Below are 18,108 nucleotides of genomic sequence, written 5' to 3'. Positions count from 1 at the left end.
AAACGGCTTGCGATGGTCATGCGCCGGATTAGACCGTCTCCCAACCGTCCTTTTCAGCCGCGCGATAGATCGCGTCGATGAAGCGCTGGCTGCTTCTGGAGCTTTCCAATGAAACAACCTCAGCTTTTCCGCCGCTTGCCGCTGTTGCGAAGGCCTCGATCTCGCGCCTGTACTGGCGGCTGTCCTGAAAACGGAAAACCTGCGACTGGCCGTGGTTCTGGTTGGTGAGTTCGACCTCCTCAGCACCCCAGCGGTCGGCATTGAAGGGTGACTTGACCTCGATATAGCCTTCGGTGCCATGCAAAACCATCAGCTGGCGACCAGCAAGCTGGGTGGAAATGTAGAAGCTCAGCTCGAAATCGCCAAAATCCGCTTTGACGCTGGCATAGAAATCGGTGCCGAATTCTGGGTCGCGCTCGACCACGGCCTGAACGCGCTTCGGCTCTTTGCCCGTCGCAAAGCGGGTGGTGATGGTTGGGTAGACACCGATATCGGGAAGCGCGCCACCGCCCAGTTCTGGAATGTTGCGCATGTTTCCGGGATCACGGTTGAAGTAGGTGAAGGAGCCCTGCACGTGTTTCAGTGTACCGATGGCGCCGGAGGCCAGCAACTCACGCACCTTCAGCCACACCGGTGCATAGGTCACCATATAGGCTTCCGAAATCAGCACCCGGTTGCGGTCCCGCGCGGCAATGAGGCTGTCGATCTCGTCCGCCTTCAGCGCAATCGGCTTTTCGCAGAGAACATGCTTGCCTGCGTCGGCAGCCTTGATCGACCACTCCACATGCTGGGCGGTGGGCAGTGGGATGTAGACGGCGTCGATAACGTCGGAGGCCAGCATTTCCTCATAGGACCCGAAAGCATGCGGCACGGAGAAGCGGTCTGCCAGTTGTCGGGCCTTGTTGAAATCACGGCTGGCAATGGCAGTGACGACGGCGTTTTCCGCATCCTGAATAGCCGGGATAACGAGCTCACGACCGATCTTCGCCGTCGACAAAATTCCGAAACGTAACATGCGTGCCTCCACTGTGATAGCCGGCACCTTAGCATGGCATTGCAGACACGCAACCGTTCGACACCTGAGGACACAACAGCTATCATAATGGCTGAAAATGTCCTTCATTCGGCCCAATGTGTACTTTCAGCCTATTAGACAATAGGAAATACTGCAATAATTAGAAATTGGAGATACAGAAAATGTCCCATTCACAGACAGCACTGCTGGTTATTGATGTGCAGGAATCCTTCCGGCATGCCCCCTATTTCGATGAGGTCCACGTATCGACCTATCTTGTTGCCCAGCAAAAGCTGATCGATGACGCAGAAGCGGCTGGCATGCCGATCGTCCAGATTTTTCATGTCGATGGCGACCGGGCCTTTAGCGAGGACAGTGGTTTCGTTCGCGCGCTGGAGGGTCTTCGTATCCGGCCGACCGTGACCTTTCGCAAGAACCGCCATTCGGCGTTCGTCGGTACGGGCCTCGATGTCTGGTTGACGCAAAACGGCATCAACCGCCTGATCGTCTCGGGCATTCGCACCGAACAATGCTGCGAAACCACCACACGCCAGGGTTCTGATCTTGGTTATACGGTCGATTTCGTAACCGAGGCCACTTTGACGTTCCCGATGACACATGCGTCCGGCAAGGTCTTTTCAGCGGCGGATATCGCCATGCGCACCGAACTGGTCCTTTCCGGACGCTTCGCACGGATCGTGACAGTGGACGAAGCGTTGCGGCCACGACAAGAAGCTTCATGACCATGAGTGGTGTCGGCACCCAGACCCTGATCATCCCGGTCTTCGTGGTCTTGCCGCCGCAAACGCTGCTGCTGGATGTTGCCGGACCTGTGGAGGTTCTGCGTTATGCCAACCAGGAGCAGGATGCTGTCCGGTTCGATTGCCGATATGTCGCCGCGAACCACACACAGACGACGACCATCGGTCTCGCGCTGGCCGGGCTGGAGGCCTTGCCAGATGCCCTGTCCCCTCATGCCATGGTGTTGATTTCCGGCGGCTCTTTGCTGGAAACGACGCAAGCAGGCGCGGGGCGGGAAAGGCGTGTTCTCGCAGATTGGCTACGCCGGGTTGTGCGAGACGACACGACGATCGTGTCCATCTGCTCCGGCGCGCTGATTGCCGCAGAAGCCGGTGTCTTCGATGGTCATCAATGCACCACCCATGCAGACTGTATCGCCGAATTGCGACGGCTGGCACCTTTGGCGCATGTGCTGGACAACCGACTGTTCGTGGAGGATCGCATGCGCTTTTCGAGTGCGGGGATTTCCACCGGCATCGATCTTCTGCTGCACATGGTATCGTCCCTCACGAGCCCCGTGATTGCCGCGCGGATTGCCCAGATCATGGTCATCTATGTCAGGCGCGCGGCGAATGATCCACAGATCTCACCCTGGCTTTCTGGCCGCAACCACATTCACCCCTCCGTCCACAAGGCCCAGGACGCCATCGTCGCCGATCCTGCCGCCGACTGGTCGCTGGCCAGGATTGCCAAAGCGGCTGGCTTAAGCGAACGGCACCTGTCGCGGCTGTTTCGCGACCATACCGGGGTCAGTGTGGTGGATTACATCAACCTGATGCGCGTCAACCTTGCGCGCGATATTCTCGTGCATTCGAGGCTCGACATGGAGGCTGTGGCCGAACGCTCCGGCTTTGCTTCTGCCCGGCATCTGCGCCGTGTCTGGCAGCAACATCACGAACAGCCGCCCAGTTTTTACCGAACCCTTTCATCCTGAGCGTCGTTTCCATCACGCAAGTGGCGGCCAACCATCAAGGAAATTCAATGGTTAAGCGGCCATGTGATTGCTAATGTCACGACACATCAGAAAAAACAGGGAGTATCATCCATGGAGAAACGCGCGCTTGGCCGGACCGGCCTTTCCATCGCCCCGATCGTCTTTGGCGGAAACGTCTTCGGCTGGACGGCAGATGAGAACACATCCTTCAATTTGCTGGATGCGTTTTTCGATGCAGGCTTCAACACCATCGACACCGCCGATGTTTATTCCGCATGGGTCGATGGCCATCAGGGCGGCGAGTCCGAGACCATCATCGGCAAATGGCTGAAGCGCGGCGGCGTTGCGCGTGACAAGGCCATCATCGTTTCCAAGGTTGGATATGACAAAGGCCTCAAAGCAGAGCGCATCGCGGATGCGGTCGAAGCATCGCTGCGGCGTCTGCAAACGGATTACATCGATCTTTATCTGGCGCACAAGCCGGACGCAGAGACACCCATCGAAGAAACGCTCGGCGCTTTCACCAAGTTGAAGGAACAGGGCAAGGTCCGCGCCATCGGCTGCTCCAACTATGACGCACCGGACCTGCAAGCGGCACTCGATATATCGGCCAAGACCGGACTGGCGCGCTTCGATGTCGTGCAGCCGGAATACAATCTCTACACCCGTGAGAGATTTGAAGGACCGCTTGCCGAACTGACCCAGAAGGAAGATATCGGCGTCATCAATTACTACAGCCTTGCTGCAGGATTTCTGACCGGCAAATACCGCAGCAAGGCGGATACGGAAGGTGTCGCGCGCTCCTACCGCGTCGGCGATTACGTCAACACGCGCGGCCTTGCCGTTCTCGGTGCCATGGACACGATTGCTGCCGAAACCGGTGCAAAGCTTGCCGACATCGCGCTTGCCTGGCTGCTGCGCAAGAAGACCGTCACCGCACCGATTGCCAGCGCCACCAGCCTTTCGCAGCTCGAAAGCTTCAAGCGCGCCGTCAACCTGAAACTGACGGACGAGATGGTCTCGATCCTCGACAAGGCTGGCGCATAAATGAGCCTGACAATTCATGACGCCCGCCCGGATCACCGGGCGGATTGGCTAAAGCTGTGGAACGACTATCTGGCATTTTACAGCGTCGATCTGGTTGAGGATGTGACCGCCCACACATGGGAGAGGATCATCGATCCGACCTCCCGCGTTTCCGCCCGCCTTGCTGTTCTGGATGGAACGCTGGTCGGCTTTGCCATCCACCATTTCCACGACTCCACCTGGGTCAAGACGCCCGATTGCTATCTGGAAGACCTTTTCATTGACGAGACCATTCGTGGCAAGGGGATTGGCCGTGCATTGATCGATGATCTGATTTCCATCTGCGAGGACAAGGGGTGGTCGCGCCTGTACTGGCACACCAACCAGGACAATGCGCGCGCCCGCAAGCTTTATGACAGCTATATGGAGAGTGACGGCCACATCCGGTACCGCATCAAGTTCTGACGTGGCTTAGCGGTGGTGGTGGGTGTGGCAAGGCACCCGACAACACCGCTACCCCCTGAACCGAAAGAAATCCACGAACGCCCTGAGCGCTGGCCGCATCTGCTGGCGCGAGGGGTAATAAATGTAAAAGCCGTCAAACGGCGCACACCAGTCTTCCAGCACTCTGATCAATCTGCCGTGCTGCACATCATCCTCAACGCGTTGCTCGAACACGAAGGCGAGACCTGCCCCGTCGATGGTTGCTGCCCGAATAAGGCTCTGGTCGGTGAGAATGAGAGGTCCCTGCACATCCACGACAAGCGGCTTGCCGTCTTTCTCCAGCTCCCAGCGATAGATCAGACCGCTTGAAAAACGGCGCCGGATGCAGCGGTGTCGCATCAGGTCTCGCGGATGTTGCGGAAGGGAGTGATGTTCAAAATAGGCGGGCGAACCGACGATTGCACCGCGCCATGCGGCGCTGGCGCGCACCGCAATCATATCAGCCTCCAGATTTTCACCCAGCCGCAAACCCGCATCGAACCCCTTGGCAACGATATCCTCGAACCGGTCATCGGTGGAAATTTCGAGTGAAATATCCGGGTAAAGGCGCAGAAATTCGCCAAGTCTCGGCACGATCAGATCTTCTGCCGCCAGACGCGGCATGGTGATGCGCAGCGGTCCGGCGGGACGTCCACCCTGTTCTGCAAGTGCGACAATCACCGCATCGATATCGGCCAGGGCGGGGGCCAGTGTTTCAAGGAGACGCCTGCCCTCTTCCGTGGGAGAGACGCTGCGCGTGGTGCGGTGAAGCAGACGCATGCCGAGGCTCGCCTCCAGCGCAGACACCGCGTGGCTGACGGCAGAGGGTGCAATGCCGAGCTCTGCCGCTGCCTTTCGGAAGCTGCGGCCCTCTGCGACGGCGGCCAAAACGGCCAGTTGGGAAAGCTGTATGCGGTTCATTGTTCTAAATAATAGAACAACCCGCGCGCATTTGCAGCGATTATTTTTGCCGCCTTGTAGCGCTATTGTGCCATCACGCCTGCACGGACAGGCGGCTCCTTATGGAAGGCAGACAGATGCAAAACAGAATTCTCGGAGACAATCTCTCCGTATCGGCACTGGGCCTCGGCTGCATGGGCATGAGCCATGCCTACAGCCCCTCGGCCGACGAAAGCGGATCAATCGCGACACTTCACCGCGCAGTGGAACTGGGCGTAACCTTCTTCGACACGGCAGAGGTTTACGGCCCTTACACCAATGAAGTGCTCGTCGGGAAAGGCCTGAAACCCTTCCGCGACAAGGTGACGATCGCCACCAAGTTCGGTTTCAGGATCGATGCCAGCAAGCCATCAGGGCAGATGATGGTCGGCACCGACAGCCGCCCGGAAAATGTTCATGCTGCTGCCGAAGCCTCGCTCAAGCGCTTGGGCGTCGAGGTCATCGACCTGTTCTACCAGCACCGTGTCGATCCGAATGTGCCGATTGAAGAGACAGTCGGTGCGATGGCAGAACTGGTACAGGCAGGAAAGATCCGTCATCTGGGCTTGTCGGAAGCCAATGCGGCAACCATTCGGAAGGCGCATGCCACCCATCCCATCACCGCCCTTCAAAGCGAATATTCGCTGTGGACGCGCGATGTCGAACAAAATGGTGTGCTCGACACCTGCCGCGAGCTCGGCATCGGTTTCGTGCCCTTCAGCCCACTCGGTCGCGGAGTACTAACCGGCGCGCTGAAAAACCTCGACGGTCTCTCGGACACGGATTTCCGCCGTTCGCTGCCCCGTTTTCAAGCCGAAAACTTTGACGCCAATCTGGCACTCATCACGCTGCTGGAAGATATGGCGGCACAAAAAGGCATCGAGGCCGGACAACTGGCGCTAGCCTGGGTCATGGCACAGGGCGATTTCATCGTCCCCATTCCCGGCACCACCAAAATCGCGAACCTGGAAAAGAACGTGGCTGCTGCCAATGTTTCTTTGAGCGCAGAGGAAGCCCAGAAGCTCGGCGATCTGCTGTCACCTGCAAAGGTCTCGGGCGGGCGGTACCCGGAACAGATGGCGGCGATGGCAAACCGCTAAATGCCAAAAGCCGCGGAAGACTGTTTCCGCGGCCTTTTTTCAATCATAACAATTATTTAAGCCCTGAGAACACCGCCCGTTGATTTCTCGACATTGCCGACGATCTTGGCGGTCAGCGCTTCGAAATCCTCATCCGTCAGGGTCTTGTCGACCGGCTGGATCTGGACTTCGATGGCGATGGATTTCTTGTTTTCGCCGACGGACGCGCCTTCGAACACGTCGAACACGTTGACGCCTGTCACCAGCTTGCGGTCGGCACTCGTTGCCGCCTTGATGATGGCACCGGCTTCAACGCTCTTGTCCACCACGAAGGCGAAGTCGCGTTTCACGGTCTGGAACGGCGACAGGTCCAGCGCCGGTTTGGTGCGCGTGGCTTTCTTTTTCGGCTCGGGCATTGCGTCGAGATAGATTTCGAATCCAGCGTAAACGCCGGAGACGTCCAGTTCGGACAGTGTCTTCGGGTGGAATTCGCCGAAATAGCCCAGAATGACCTTCGGTCCCATCTTGATGGTGCCGGAACGGCCCGGATGATACCAGCCAGGTGCGCCCGCTTCGATCTGGACATTGCCCATCGGCAGGCCGCAGGCTTCGATAACCGCCAGCGCATCGGCCTTGGCATCGTAAACATCCACCGGCTTGCCGCCGCCCTTGGCCGCGTTGGACCACATGCGGCCCGAACCGGACAGCGATGCCGTGCCACGGCGAATGCCACCGGCCACGCGACGCTGGGCTTCCGGCGTATCGCCTTCATAAGTGCCGGACACTTCGAAAACAGCCACGTCACCATGGCCCTTGTCGGCATTGCGCTGCGCCGCGGTCAAAAGACCAGGCAGCAGCGAAGGCCGCATGTCCGACATATCGGCAGCGATGGGGTTGGCCAGTTTCAGCGCTGGTGCGCCGCCGCCGAAAAGCTTGGCCTGCGCTTCTGGAATGAAGGACCATGTGACCGCTTCCAGCATGCCACGGCTTGCCAGTGCGCGCCGCGCCGTACGGGTGCGGATTTGCAGCGTGGTGAGAATACGGCCATTGACCGCGCCGAGGTTTTCCAGCGGCTCCGGCTTGATATTGTCAACGCCATGAATGCGCATGACCTCTTCCACCAGATCCGCCTTGCCATCCACATCCGGACGCCATGACGGCACCGCAACGCGGACGCGCTCGCCGGACCCTTCCACGCCGAAACCAAGACCCTTGAGAATATCAAGACTTTCTTCGGCGGAAACCTCCAGACCGGTCAGGCGCTTGACTTCCGACAGCGGGAAATCGACAAATTTCGGCTCAAAGCCCTTGTAGCCAACGATCTTGGCTTCGCCTGCCGTGCCACCGCACAATTCGAGAACCAGTTCCGTGGTGCGCTCCAGACCCGGAAGCATATATTGGGGGTCGATGCCGCGCTCAAAACGATAGCGGGCATCGGTGATGATGCCGTGCGCGCGGCCTGTCTTGGCAATGTTGATCGGGTCCCACAGGGCAGATTCGATCAGCACATCCGTGGTGTTTTCGTCACAACCGGAATGCTCGCCGCCCATGACGCCGCCAATGGATTCGAGGCCGTTATCATCGGCGATGACCACGTTGTTGGGTCCAAGCTTGTATTCGCGCTGGTCCAGCGCCAGAATGGTCTCGCCTTCCTCGGCGCGACGCACCGTGAGGTTACCCTTCACCTTGGCCGCATCGAAGACGTGCATCGGGCGACCCTGATCGAACGTCATGTAGTTGGTGATATCCACCAGCGCATTGATGGGGCGCAGCCCGATGGCGATCAGGCGCTGCTGCATCCATTTCGGGCTGGGGCCATTTTTCACGCCGCGCACGATGCGCAGTGAAAAGCCGGGGCAAAGTGCTGCATCATCCAGATCCAGAGTCACATCCACAGGTGTTACGCCGTCGACCTTGAAGCTTGGTGCTGGCTTGGTCTTGAGCTTGCCCAACCCCGATGCGGCAAGATCGCGCGCGATGCCATAGATCGAGGTGCAATCGGGACGGTTCGGCGTCAGGTTGATCTCGATGACAGGATCATCCAAACCTGCATAGGCCGCGAACGACGTACCGACCGGCGCATCTTCGGGAAGATCGATGATGCCATCATGGCTATCGGACATGTCGAGCTCCTTTTCGGAGCACATCATGCCATGACTTTCGACGCCACGGATCTTGCCGACGGCAAGCGTCACGTCGATGCCCGGAACATACACGCCCGGACGTGCCAGCGCGCCGATAAGACCGGCGCGCGCATTGGGCGCACCGCACACGATCTGCACCGGTTTGCCATCCCCCGCATCCACGGACAGCACCTTGAGACGGTCGGCTTCAGGATGCTTTTCAGCGGTCAGAATCTTCGCGATGACGAAAGGCTGGTACGCCGCCTTGTCATCCACGTCCTCGACTTCGAGACCGATGGCCGTGAGGCGTTCGCAAATCTTTTCCAGAGAGGCATCGGTTTCGAGATGCTCTTTCAGCCAAGAGAGTGTGAATTTCATGTCTATGCGTCCTTAACGGTATTTGTCTCTTCTGGTCGAACGGTCTGCCGCTTCAGCTTTATGCAGCTTCCTGTGGCGCTTTGGCGTTGGGTGCCTTGCGGCCCTTCAGCATTCCATCCACGGAAAGGTCTTCGTCCACTTCAGGCCAATGCACACCGGAAAGCATCAACTCGACGGTATTGCGTTGGGCGGGGCTTGCGGCCAGCAAGCGTGGATACCACCAGAGGGGAGTCGACACGTGTCTGCCGTCGGCCAGCCGGACATGGACCTCGTGCAGATCGCACCATGCCTCCACCGGGCGGTTGCTTTCGGGGTATGCGTCATCCGAAATAGTCATGCCACGCCTCCACCATCTGCTCTCTGTGCTCTGTGCTCTTGAACCGTCTCGATTATACGGGCGATATCGCGCTGATTGAAGCCCTTCGATTGCGCCAGTTCGACATTCGCCAGCCATACCTTCGCTTCGCCATCCGCTCCATCCACGTGGATGTGAGGCGGCTCATGCCCATCGCCTGAGTAGAAATGGAAACGGAAGCCATATTTGCGAAGGACGGTCGGCATATTCTTAAGTGCTCAAACCACCAAACAGCGTCGGCATGTCGAGCGGGCGGAAGCCGTAGTGATTCATCCAGCGGACGTCGGCGTTGAAGAAGTCGCGCAGGTCGGGCATGCCGTATTTCAGCATGGCGATGCGGTCGAGGCCCATGCCCCAGGCAAAGCCCTGATATTCATCCGGGTCCAGCCCGCCAGCGCGCAGCACATTGGGGTGCACCATGCCGCAGCCGAGGATTTCCATCCAGTCCTTGCCTTCGCCGAACTTGACGATGGGGCCGGAGCGGTCGCACTGGATATCTACCTCGAAGCTTGGCTCCGTGAAGGGGAAGAACGACGGGCGGAAGCGCATGACGACGCTATCGACCTCGAAGAAGGTCTTGCAGAACTCTTCCAGTATCCAGCGCAGATTGCCGACATGGGATTTCTTGTCGATGACCAGACCTTCGACCTGATGGAACATCGGCGAGTGCGTAGCGTCACTGTCCTGACGGTAGGTCTTGCCGGGAATGACGATGCGGATCGGTGGCTTCTGCGCTTCCATCGTTCGGATCTGCACCGGCGAGGTGTGCGTGCGCAGCACCTTGCGTTCGCCGTTTTCGTTGGGCGGGAAGAAAAACGTATCGTGCATTTCGCGGGCCGGATGTCCCTCCGGAAAATTGAGCGCCGTGAAATTATAGTAGTCGGTCTCGATGTCCGGGCCTTCGGCGATGGAAAAACCCATATCGGCAAAAATGGCGGTGATTTCATCGACGATCTGGCTGATCGGGTGAATGCGGCCGCGCTCTGCCGGAGACTGGCGAACCGGCAGGCTGATATCCAGCGTTTCCGCTTTCAGCCGCGCTGTGATGGCGGCGTCCTTCAATTCGCTCTTGCGGGTAGTGATCAGGTCCGTCACTTCGGTCTTGAGCTGGTTGATGGCGGCACCACGGGTTTGGCGCTCTTCCGGCGTCATCGAGCCCAGCGTTTTCAAAAGCTCGGAAACCGAACCTTTCTTGCCGAGTGCCGAAACGCGCACGGCCTCGATGGCGGGTTCATCCGATGCTGCGGCAATGTCGGAGATCAGTTGGGATTTCAAGGTATCAAGTTCGGTCATTCTGTCCTGCCTTGCCAGCATCGGTCTCTATGGCATCGAGTTTGAGGGCATTCATCAAAAAGTCGGTGGCCACGATAAAGCGTCGCAGATCACTACCCATCTGTACGCGGCCAATCAACCGGGCAAGCGGCAAAAAACGCCCCAGAATCATGGTCAGGCGACGCAATTCTGAAATGGCCGCCTGCGGGGCACGCGCAGCCCAGGCCCGGTAGGCCGCATCCAGCGTCGGCTCTCCGTTCAAGACACGCGTTGAAAGCGGCAGAAACAGCAGCCACAGATCCCGCGCCTGGGCGGTTTCCAGCGGCATGACCGACTGCGGCAACTCCTCGAAATCCATGAAGCCGATGCGCCCGTCCTGCATGAAGAAGTCCCGCACATGCGGGCGGCCGTGACACAGACCGGCCGTGTGCAAATCACCAAGCGCGGCGGCGCACTCCACCATGAGCGCGTCATGTTCCGCCGGCGCATCCTCCAGCCGATCCAACCGCTGGGCGATGGTCAGACCGGCATCGGAAAGAACCATGGCCGTATCGGACGCGTAGATGATCTGTGGAACGGGGAAACCCTTGGCCGCAAAGCGCTCCATGGCGTCGATCTCGCGGCGCATCATGCTGGTGGGATCGAGCGTCGGTGAGGGCCGCATGAAGGCATAGGGTAGAAGCTTGGCGAGAACGCCGAGCGATTTGACCCACCAGGACGGTTTTTCCGTGCCCTGACGCTTGATCCAGACCGTGCCGGACGACAGCTTGACCTGCTGCACACGTTTTTTGCTCGCAAGCAGCGTTTGCATCAAAGCCGAGATGTCCTCGTCCTCCAGATGAACGCGGAAGCCGTCACGTGTCGCCTGATCGTCTGCCGTTTGGATCATGATAATCTGCACCGATTGAGAGAGTGCCTTCGTGACAAGACAGAAGCCCGCGCCGGAGACCGGCGCGGGCTTCAAATGAACAACACATTGTCCGCGCCGTAATTACTTTACAGCGGTTTCAAATTCGTTGGTGGTGCCTGCGTCCTTGAGGTACTCAAGAGCCTTCTTGGCGCTGTCGACGAGAACGCCGAATGCTGCTGGCTCATGGATTGCCATGTCGGACAGAACCTTGCGGTCGACTTCGATCCCAGCCTTGTTCAGGCCGTCGATGAAGCGGCCGTAGGTCAGGCCGAATTCGCGAACAGCCGCATTGATGCGCTGGATCCACAGAGCGCGGAAGTTGCGCTTGTTGACCTTGCGGTCGCGGTAGGCGTATTGTTTGGAACGGTCCACAGCAGCCTTGGCTGCGCGGATGGTGTTCTTGCGGCGGCCGTAGAAGCCCTTGGCTGCCTTGAGTGTCTTGGTGTGCTTGGCGCGGGAAGTTACGCCACGTTTTACGCGTGCCATGTCATGATCTCCTTAAATGTCCAAAAGTGCGGAAAAGTCTTAGAGACCGTTCGGCAGATAGTTCTTGACGACCTTCTTGGCGTCAGCTTCGGCCAGAACCATGGTTCCGCGCGCGTCGCGAATGAACTTGTTGGAACGCTTGATCATGCCGTGGCGCTTACCGGCGGCGGCTGCGAGAACCTTGCCGGTGCCTGTGATCTTGAACCGCTTTTTAGCGGCGGACTTCGTCTTCATCTTGGGCATTTTGCTACTCCATTATTTTGTATCGAAAAACAGGCAGACGAAGCCTGCTTTCAAGCTATTCTAGAACGGCCACGGCATGCCCTGCCGGACCGTTCGGACGCGCTCCTATAACCGCGTTCACGGAAAAGAGCAACGGGGAATGAGAAATTCCCCTGCGCGGTGATCAAAGCGCCCGAAATTCAGACGCTTCCGGTTTATTTTGGCGCCAGGACCATCATCATCTGACGTCCCTCGAGCTTTGGTTCGGCTTCGACCTTGGCAATGGCCACGGTGTCTTCCTTGACCTGCAGCAGAAGCTTCATACCAAGTTCCTGGTGGGCCATTTCGCGGCCACGGAACTTCAGCGTCACTTTCACCTTGTCGCCCTCGTCAAAGAAACGGTTCATCGCCTTCATCTTCACCTCGTAATCGTGGGTGTCGATGTTGGGACGCATCTTGATTTCCTTGACCTCAACGATCTTCTGCTTCTTGCGCGCTTCGGCCGCCTTTTTCTGAGACGAATATTTCAGCTTGCCGAGATCGAGAATCTTGCATACCGGAGGTTCGGCGTTCGGCGAAATCTCGACGAGATCGAGACCGGCGTCTTCCGCCATCTTCAAAGCCTCGTCCGTCGCCATGACGCCAAGGTTCTGGCCTTCTTCATCAATCAGCTGAATCTTGGGAATTCGAATTTCCCTGTTGGAGCGCGGGCCCTCTTTGACGGGGGCATCGGCTTTGAACGGTCTGCGAATGGTCGTATTCTCCTGATCTGTTTCGGGATCGCGTCGGCAAAAACCAGCTTGTCGGTGCAAATGGCGGAAATGTCGTGAATGCCGCCGCGAAGTCAATAGCACGCCTGCGCAAAAAAATCACCTCCTGTCGTGCTTTTTCAGAATTTGCACTACATGAAGGGCAAATTTCAGGAGAATAACACCATGATGACCGAGCAACCCATCGAGTTCATTACTGTCGGCGTAGCAGGCGACACACGCGAGATCGCGCTTCTTTCCCGTGAAGCGCGAGACGATGACGATGCTCCAACCCTGGTGTGGCTTGGCGGCTATCGCTCCGACATGACCGGCACCAAGGCTGTCGAGCTGGACCGCTTTGCCGCAGAGCATGGCTTGGCCTGCATTCGCCTGGATTATTCCGGTCACGGCGCGTCGAAGGGCGATTTCAACAAGGGTACGATTTCGCGCTGGCTGGAAGAAACCATCGCCGTGTTGCGCCACAAGGCACCAAAACGCATCGTCGTGGTCGGGTCGTCGATGGGCGGCTGGATCGCACTGAGGTTGATCAATGAACTGCGTAAGGACAAGACCGGCCCGCACGCGTCAGGCCTATTGCTGATCGCCCCGGCACCGGACTTTACCGCCGAACTGATCGAACCCAATCTTTCGGATGCGGAAAAAGCCTCGCTTCGCGAGCGCGGTTACTTCGAGGAGCCGTCCGAATACAGTTCAGAGCCAAACATCTTCACCCGCGACCTGATCGAGGATGGGCGCAACAACCTGGTGCTGCACGGCATCATCGAAACGGGATGTCCGGTTCATATTCTCCAGGGCATGAAAGACGACGACGTGCCCTACAGGCATGCCCTGAAATTGCTCGAGCACCTGCCCGCCGACGATGTGGTGCTCAGCCTTATCCGCGACGGCGACCATCGGCTGTCGCGTCCGCAGGACATCGAACGCATGCTGGCGGCGGTCAAAAGCCTTGCTGTGTCGGCAAACGGGTCACGGTCTTAACCATATTATTCATCTTACGTTCATGGACGTTGAGTTCCGATTGACACATACCCCTGCCGTCTCTTAACTTTTCATTAAGATTTTAAGGGACGGGTTTCATGAAGAACGCACCTCGGGCGCTTGCTCTGCTAGTTGCAGTTGCGGCAGGAATACTTTCTGCGGCATCCGCGCAGGCAGATAACAAGGGCAGCCCGTCCATGGTCACCGGAGGCATCACGTCCCAGCCTATCGGTCATTACGAGTTCTGCCAGAAGTATGTTTCCGAGTGCGATATACGCAGCAAGCTGACCCCACCACCGCGTGTGACCGAATATGGCTGGAAGGTCATTCGCGAGGTCAATACGGAGGTCAACACCACCATCATCGCCATGACCGACATGGAAGTTTACGGCAAGGAAGAAGTCTGGGAATATCCCAAAACGGCTGGTGACTGCGAAGATTTCGTGTTGCTGAAGCGCAAGAAACTGACCGAACGCGGCTTCGCCGTTTCCGACCTTCTGGTCACCGTCGTGCGCAAGCCGGATGGTGAAGGCCATGCCGTTCTGACACTCCGAACAAATGACGGCGATTTCATTCTCGATAACCTGTCGGATGACGTCAAACTCTGGACAGATACCACCTACACCTACCTGAAGCGTCAGGCATCTTTCAACACAGGTCGCTGGGTTTCCATCGAAGATGGCCGCGACGTTCTGGTCGGCGCGCTGAGATAGTATCCTGACCGGGTATCACCGCTTTGCCAACAGGCCGGAGGCCATGTGGCGGAAGGCTTCGACTGCCTTGGGAAAAGCGGCGCGCGGATCGTCGGCGGCTGCAATCCACAAAGCTGCGTTCAAGACGGCACCATTGAGCAGCCATGTTGCCGCTTTCGCATCGACAGGCTTGAGCGTTCCATCATCGATCAAGCTCTGAACGGTTTCCTCGATGCGGCGAAGACAAGCGGTCTGGTTGGGCCATTTGGCCGGGTCACCCAGAACCGCCGGTCCATCCAGAAGCATGACCCGCTGAATTTCCGGCTCCAATGCCATTTCGATGTAAGCCGTGCTTTCTGACAGCAGGCCCAGCCATGGCGTTTCTGCACCCTCCTGCACCACCCGCAGGCGCTCCAGCATTTCTGCATCGATCTGATCGATGACGGCCTGAAGCAAACCCTTTTTATCGCCGAAATTGTGGTAGAGCGCGCCCCTCGTCAAACCTGCTTCCGCTGTCAGATCATCCATGGAAGACGCCGCGTAACCCTTTGATGCGAATGCTTTTCGCGCAGCGGCAATCAGCTTTCCACGTGTTTCTTCGACCATTTGCGCGCGCGTTTTGGGTGACATATTCCGTCCTTAAAATCACATACGGGGCGTATGCTTATTGACATACGCCCCGTATGTTCGCATATATAGACATACGAGGCGTATATCAAATTACGGCCCGAACATCAATGATGAGCCGACCCCAAGCCCTGAGGGCACCTCGCCAGGGATAGGGTTCGGCTGACCAAAAACTGGAGATAATCATGAGCAACCGCGACGCCGTTTTTCTACCCAATCGACACGCCCTCTATGACAAGCACGGCTATTCGCCTGCGGTCCGATCCGGCGAGCTCCTGTTCGTTTCAGGTCAGGTCGGCAGCCGCGACGACGGATCGGCCGAGCCGGATTTCGCCAAACAGGTCCGGCTTGCTTTCGATAATCTGAAAGCCGTTCTGGCGGCAGCAGGCGCCACCTTCGACGACATTGTTGACGTGACGACCTTTCATACCGACCCGGAAAACCAGTTCGAAACCATCATGAGCGTCAAGGAGACAGTCTTCGACGATAAGCCTTACCCCACCTGGACTGCGGTTGGCGTCACCTGGCTGGCCGGGTTCGATTTCGAGATCAAGGTCATTGCCCGTCTTCCGTCCAAGGACTGACAGACATAGAGAAGGGAGGGCGGTTTCAACCGCCCTCCTCCATCGTCAACCATTGCCGATGAGAATACCGGCGGCCAGCACAAGCGAGCCACCCAGCACCACCTGAAAGACAGCACGCAGGAACGGGGTTTCCATATAGCGGTTCTGGATGAAGGCGATGGCCCAAAGCTCCATGAAGACGATGACGGCGGCAACGGCGGTTGCCGTCCAGAAGTGCGAGATGAGATAGGGCAGCGTATGACCCAGACCGCCAATGGCCGTCATGATGCCGGATGCGAGGCCGCGTTTCAAAGGAGATCCACGTCCCGACAGCTTGCCATCGTCATGGGCGGCTTCCGTAAAGCCCATGGAAATGCCCGCGCCGACGGATGCGGAAAGGCCAATCAGAAACGTTTGCCAGGTGTCTTGCGTGGCGAATGCGGCGGCAAAGATCGGGGCGAGCGTCGAGACCGAGCCATCCATCAGACCGGCAAGACCAGGCTGCACGTAGGTCAGGAGAAACTGCCGCTTCGCAGTCTCTTCTTCCTCGGACTTCGCGTCCTCCGTTAGATGCTTCCCATCCAGCATCCCGGCAATATCTTCGTGACCACGTTCGGCCTCGGCCAGATCGCCCAGCAGCTTGCGCGTCGAGGCGTCGGTCACGTGCTTGATCGCCTCGTCGTAGAAACGGATCGCCTGCTGCTCCATCTCTTCTGCCTGTTCGCGGATCTTTTCCAATGGCAGGTTTTTCACCAACCAATCGGGCTTGCGCTCGTAGAAGCCACTGACATGCTCTCGGCGAATGAGGGGAATCGTCTCGCCAAAACGATCCTGATGCATGCCGATCAGCATATTGCGATGCGCGTGCTCGACCTCCGCCATATCCTCGAAGACTTTGGCGGATTGCGGAAATTGCGCTTTCAGATGCCCGGCATAGGAGCGGTAAATGCGCGCATCGTCCTCCTCAGACGATATGGCAAGAGCAAGAATTTCCTGCTCGCTGAGAGATGAAAATGGGCGCTTTGACCCCGGCAAGATGCTGCGGAACATGGATCGATCCTCTTTAGAATAATTCTAATTACAGCCACACCCATAAAAGCGCAAGATAAATTAGAATGATTCTAAAAGGCTCGAACAAAGTCCTGCACTGCGGCTTGACGCCAATTCGCTGCGCGTTTCCAGTTGCTGGAAAACTGAGAACCGAGACTCAATATCACCAAGATTATCTTGAAGGCTCATGGAGGACATGGTTATTAGTTCGCGGGAGGCGTACCAGGCGGTTCGCCTATTTTGCTACTTTCAGGGCTTGAATCGACATGGATCGCAGATCATTTATCCGCCGGGCTGGTGCCGCTGGTGCAGGCGTCACAGCAACCGCTCTTGCCGCACCTGCCATTGCGCAGGAAAACCCCAAGATCAACTGGCGCATGACATCGTCCTTCACCAAGGGTCTCGATATTCTGTTCGGCGCGGGTCAGATCGTTGCCGACCATGTGAAGGAAGCCTCCGGCGGCAATTTCACCATTCAGCATTTCGCGGGTGGCGAGATCGTCCCTGCCCTTCAGGCCGCAGATGCGGTGACAGCGGGCACGGTCGAAATGGCCCATACCTGCTCATATTATTACGTTGGTAAAGACCCGACCTTTGCGCTCGGCACAAGCATTCCTTTCGGCCTCAACGCCCGCCAGACCAATGCCTGGTTCAACCAGGCGGGTGGCAACGAGTTGCTGAACGCGTTTCTGGCCAAGTATAACATCCATTCCATTCTGCTGGGCAATACCGGCGCGCAGATGGGCGGCTGGTTCCGCAAGGAAATCAATACGATCGACGATCTCAAGGGTCTGAAAATGCGGATCGCCGGTCTGACGGGCCAAGTCATGCAGAAGGTTGGCATCACCCCACAGCAGATTGCAGGCGGCGACGTCTACGCGGCGCTGGAAAAGGGCACCATCGACGCCACCGAATTCGTCGGACCCTATGACGACCAGAAGCTCGGCTTCTACAAGGTCGCGAAATACTACTACTATCCCGCATGGTGGGAAGGTGGCCCGGCATGCCATGCCTTCGTCAATCTCGAAAAGTTCAACAGCCTGCCTGATCATTACAAGCGCATGCTGCAAGATGCCTGTGCGGCTGGCAGCGCCTCGATGCTGGAGCGTTACGATGCCCGCAATCCCAAGGCTTTGAAGGAACTGGTAGCACAGGGCGCCATCCTGCGTCCCTTTAGCCAGGAAATTCTCGACGTCTGCCACAAGGCGGCGCTTGAAACCTATGCAGAGCTTTCCTCGGTCAACGAGAACTTCAAAAAGATTTACGAGCACCAGCAGGCGTTCAAGAAGGATGCTTATCTCTGGGCTCAGATTTCCGAATACACCTACGACACCTATATGATGATCCAGCAGCGCAACGGCACGCTGTAATCAACCCGATCAGCCCCATCGAAAAGGCCACGTGG

Annotated in this window: 21 protein-coding genes; 9 read left to right on the top strand and 12 right to left on the bottom strand. The window is 57.8% G+C overall.

Annotated elements, in window-relative coordinates; genetic code table 11:
• Positions 1–28: 28 nt before the first annotated feature.
• The gene (locus RMR21_RS00840) at positions 29–1,015 is read right to left on the bottom strand and encodes a Gfo/Idh/MocA family protein (protein WP_498668859.1); all 987 of its coding nucleotides are present in this window, start codon (positions 1,013–1,015) and stop codon (positions 29–31) included.
• A 182-nt stretch (positions 1,016–1,197) separates the two neighbouring features.
• Here RMR21_RS00840 and RMR21_RS00835 point away from each other — a divergent pair, with 182 nt between their 5' ends.
• The 4 genes from RMR21_RS00835 to RMR21_RS00820 all read left to right on the top strand — a co-directional run bounded on the left by RMR21_RS00835 (position 1,198) and on the right by RMR21_RS00820 (position 4,241).
• Positions 1,198–1,758 (top strand): isochorismatase family protein, encoded by a 561-nt coding sequence (locus tag RMR21_RS00835; RefSeq protein WP_498668858.1) that lies wholly within the window; start codon positions 1,198–1,200, stop codon positions 1,756–1,758.
• A 2-nt stretch (positions 1,759–1,760) separates the two neighbouring features.
• Positions 1,761–2,750 (top strand): GlxA family transcriptional regulator, encoded by a 990-nt coding sequence (locus RMR21_RS00830; RefSeq protein ID WP_498670199.1) that lies wholly within the window; start codon positions 1,761–1,763, stop codon positions 2,748–2,750.
• A gap of 111 nt (positions 2,751–2,861) precedes the next feature.
• Positions 2,862–3,797 (top strand): aldo/keto reductase, encoded by a 936-nt coding sequence (locus RMR21_RS00825; protein ID WP_498668857.1) that lies wholly within the window; start codon positions 2,862–2,864, stop codon positions 3,795–3,797.
• On the top strand, positions 3,798–4,241 hold the full coding sequence (locus tag RMR21_RS00820; protein WP_498668856.1) for a GNAT family N-acetyltransferase: 444 nt from the start codon (positions 3,798–3,800) through the stop codon (positions 4,239–4,241).
• A 48-nt stretch (positions 4,242–4,289) separates the two neighbouring features.
• Here the strand turns inward: RMR21_RS00820 and RMR21_RS00815 are convergent, their stop codons facing one another.
• Entirely contained in the window at positions 4,290–5,180 is an 891-nt protein-coding gene (locus RMR21_RS00815) for a LysR family transcriptional regulator (protein ID WP_498668855.1), read from the bottom strand.
• A gap of 116 nt (positions 5,181–5,296) precedes the next feature.
• Here RMR21_RS00815 and RMR21_RS00810 point away from each other — a divergent pair, with 116 nt between their 5' ends.
• Positions 5,297–6,298: an aldo/keto reductase gene (locus RMR21_RS00810; RefSeq protein WP_498668854.1), complete on the top strand. Its 1,002-nt coding sequence runs from the start codon at positions 5,297–5,299 to the stop codon at positions 6,296–6,298.
• 56 nt (positions 6,299–6,354) lie between these two features.
• Here the strand turns inward: RMR21_RS00810 and pheT are convergent, their stop codons facing one another.
• From pheT to infC, 8 genes are all read right to left on the bottom strand, one after another.
• Positions 6,355–8,778, bottom strand: a complete 2,424-nt coding sequence (pheT, locus tag RMR21_RS00805; protein ID WP_498668853.1) for a phenylalanine--tRNA ligase subunit beta — start codon at positions 8,776–8,778, stop codon at positions 6,355–6,357.
• Positions 8,779–8,836: 58 nt separating this feature from the next.
• Positions 8,837–9,115, bottom strand: coding sequence for a DUF2442 domain-containing protein (locus RMR21_RS00800; protein WP_498668852.1), 279 nt, complete (start codon positions 9,113–9,115; stop codon positions 8,837–8,839).
• Entirely contained in the window at positions 9,112–9,339 is a 228-nt protein-coding gene (locus RMR21_RS00795; protein WP_498668851.1) for a DUF4160 domain-containing protein, read from the bottom strand. Before RMR21_RS00795 ends, RMR21_RS00800 begins: the two co-directional genes overlap by 4 nt.
• Before the next feature lie 4 nt (positions 9,340–9,343).
• Entirely contained in the window at positions 9,344–10,426 is a 1,083-nt protein-coding gene (gene pheS, locus RMR21_RS00790; RefSeq protein WP_498668850.1) for a phenylalanine--tRNA ligase subunit alpha, read from the bottom strand.
• Positions 10,413–11,294, bottom strand: a complete 882-nt coding sequence (locus tag RMR21_RS00785) for a lipopolysaccharide kinase InaA family protein (protein WP_498668849.1) — start codon at positions 11,292–11,294, stop codon at positions 10,413–10,415. Before RMR21_RS00785 ends, pheS begins: the two co-directional genes overlap by 14 nt.
• A gap of 102 nt (positions 11,295–11,396) precedes the next feature.
• The gene (gene rplT, locus RMR21_RS00780; RefSeq protein ID WP_045230035.1) at positions 11,397–11,801 is read right to left on the bottom strand and encodes a 50S ribosomal protein L20; all 405 of its coding nucleotides are present in this window, start codon (positions 11,799–11,801) and stop codon (positions 11,397–11,399) included.
• A 39-nt stretch (positions 11,802–11,840) separates the two neighbouring features.
• The gene (gene rpmI / locus RMR21_RS00775; RefSeq protein ID WP_045230036.1) at positions 11,841–12,044 is read right to left on the bottom strand and encodes a 50S ribosomal protein L35; all 204 of its coding nucleotides are present in this window, start codon (positions 12,042–12,044) and stop codon (positions 11,841–11,843) included.
• A 194-nt stretch (positions 12,045–12,238) separates the two neighbouring features.
• A complete protein-coding gene (gene infC / locus RMR21_RS00770; protein WP_174151947.1) occupies positions 12,239–12,775 on the bottom strand; it encodes a translation initiation factor IF-3 in 537 nt (178 codons plus the stop codon).
• 186 nt (positions 12,776–12,961) lie between these two features.
• Between infC and RMR21_RS00765 the strand changes: the two genes are divergently transcribed.
• Positions 12,962–13,771 carry an alpha/beta hydrolase gene (locus tag RMR21_RS00765; RefSeq protein WP_498670198.1) on the top strand — a complete coding sequence of 270 codons (810 nt, stop codon included), beginning with the start codon at positions 12,962–12,964 and terminating at the stop codon, positions 13,769–13,771.
• 98 nt (positions 13,772–13,869) lie between these two features.
• Positions 13,870–14,484 carry a transglutaminase-like cysteine peptidase gene (locus tag RMR21_RS00760; RefSeq protein ID WP_498668848.1) on the top strand — a complete coding sequence of 205 codons (615 nt, stop codon included), beginning with the start codon at positions 13,870–13,872 and terminating at the stop codon, positions 14,482–14,484.
• Positions 14,485–14,499: 15 nt separating this feature from the next.
• Here the strand turns inward: RMR21_RS00760 and RMR21_RS00755 are convergent, their stop codons facing one another.
• Positions 14,500–15,093 carry a TetR/AcrR family transcriptional regulator gene (locus tag RMR21_RS00755; protein ID WP_498668846.1) on the bottom strand — a complete coding sequence of 198 codons (594 nt, stop codon included), beginning with the start codon at positions 15,091–15,093 and terminating at the stop codon, positions 14,500–14,502.
• A gap of 182 nt (positions 15,094–15,275) precedes the next feature.
• Here RMR21_RS00755 and RMR21_RS00750 point away from each other — a divergent pair, with 182 nt between their 5' ends.
• Complete coding sequence (locus RMR21_RS00750; RefSeq protein WP_498668845.1) at positions 15,276–15,674, top strand: RidA family protein; 399 nt, start codon at positions 15,276–15,278, stop codon at positions 15,672–15,674.
• Between the two features lie 45 nt (positions 15,675–15,719).
• Here the strand turns inward: RMR21_RS00750 and mbfA are convergent, their stop codons facing one another.
• Complete coding sequence (gene mbfA / locus RMR21_RS00745) at positions 15,720–16,703, bottom strand: iron exporter MbfA (RefSeq protein ID WP_498668844.1); 984 nt, start codon at positions 16,701–16,703, stop codon at positions 15,720–15,722.
• A 266-nt stretch (positions 16,704–16,969) separates the two neighbouring features.
• On the opposite strand from mbfA, the gene RMR21_RS00740 reads away from it, so the two are divergent.
• Positions 16,970–18,073, top strand: a complete 1,104-nt coding sequence (locus tag RMR21_RS00740) for a TRAP transporter substrate-binding protein (protein WP_498668843.1) — start codon at positions 16,970–16,972, stop codon at positions 18,071–18,073.
• The last annotated feature ends 35 nt before the right edge of the window (positions 18,074–18,108 follow it).

Origin of the sequence: Agrobacterium sp. rho-8.1 (genome assembly GCF_033957725.1) — a bacterium.
Classification (GTDB): Bacteria; Pseudomonadota; Alphaproteobacteria; order Rhizobiales; family Rhizobiaceae; genus Agrobacterium.
The sequence above is the reverse complement of the archived record's forward strand: the minus strand, read 5'-3'. Positions and strand labels throughout refer to the sequence as shown.

Coding starts and splice junctions, on each gene's coding strand:
- RMR21_RS00760 (WP_498668848.1), top strand. CDS start 13,870: ATGAAGAACGCACCTCGGGCGCTTGCTCTGCTAGTTGCAGTTGCGGCA.
- pheT (WP_498668853.1), bottom strand. CDS start 8,778: ATGAAATTCACACTCTCTTGGCTGAAAGAGCATCTCGAAACCGATGCC.
- RMR21_RS00815 (WP_498668855.1), bottom strand. CDS start 5,180: ATGAACCGCATACAGCTTTCCCAACTGGCCGTTTTGGCCGCCGTCGCA.
- RMR21_RS00755 (WP_498668846.1), bottom strand. CDS start 15,093: ATGTCACCCAAAACGCGCGCGCAAATGGTCGAAGAAACACGTGGAAAG.
- pheS (WP_498668850.1), bottom strand. CDS start 10,426: ATGACCGAACTTGATACCTTGAAATCCCAACTGATCTCCGACATTGCC.
- RMR21_RS00795 (WP_498668851.1), bottom strand. CDS start 9,339: ATGCCGACCGTCCTTCGCAAATATGGCTTCCGTTTCCATTTCTACTCA.
- RMR21_RS00820 (WP_498668856.1), top strand. CDS start 3,798: ATGAGCCTGACAATTCATGACGCCCGCCCGGATCACCGGGCGGATTGG.
- rpmI (WP_045230036.1), bottom strand. CDS start 12,044: ATGCCCAAGATGAAGACGAAGTCCGCCGCTAAAAAGCGGTTCAAGATC.
- RMR21_RS00750 (WP_498668845.1), top strand. CDS start 15,276: ATGAGCAACCGCGACGCCGTTTTTCTACCCAATCGACACGCCCTCTAT.
- RMR21_RS00785 (WP_498668849.1), bottom strand. CDS start 11,294: ATGATCCAAACGGCAGACGATCAGGCGACACGTGACGGCTTCCGCGTT.
- RMR21_RS00810 (WP_498668854.1), top strand. CDS start 5,297: ATGCAAAACAGAATTCTCGGAGACAATCTCTCCGTATCGGCACTGGGC.
- RMR21_RS00825 (WP_498668857.1), top strand. CDS start 2,862: ATGGAGAAACGCGCGCTTGGCCGGACCGGCCTTTCCATCGCCCCGATC.
- RMR21_RS00765 (WP_498670198.1), top strand. CDS start 12,962: ATGACCGAGCAACCCATCGAGTTCATTACTGTCGGCGTAGCAGGCGAC.
- RMR21_RS00830 (WP_498670199.1), top strand. CDS start 1,761: ATGAGTGGTGTCGGCACCCAGACCCTGATCATCCCGGTCTTCGTGGTC.
- RMR21_RS00740 (WP_498668843.1), top strand. CDS start 16,970: ATGGATCGCAGATCATTTATCCGCCGGGCTGGTGCCGCTGGTGCAGGC.
- rplT (WP_045230035.1), bottom strand. CDS start 11,801: ATGGCACGCGTAAAACGTGGCGTAACTTCCCGCGCCAAGCACACCAAG.
- RMR21_RS00800 (WP_498668852.1), bottom strand. CDS start 9,115: ATGACTATTTCGGATGACGCATACCCCGAAAGCAACCGCCCGGTGGAG.
- RMR21_RS00840 (WP_498668859.1), bottom strand. CDS start 1,015: ATGTTACGTTTCGGAATTTTGTCGACGGCGAAGATCGGTCGTGAGCTC.
- mbfA (WP_498668844.1), bottom strand. CDS start 16,703: ATGTTCCGCAGCATCTTGCCGGGGTCAAAGCGCCCATTTTCATCTCTC.
- RMR21_RS00835 (WP_498668858.1), top strand. CDS start 1,198: ATGTCCCATTCACAGACAGCACTGCTGGTTATTGATGTGCAGGAATCC.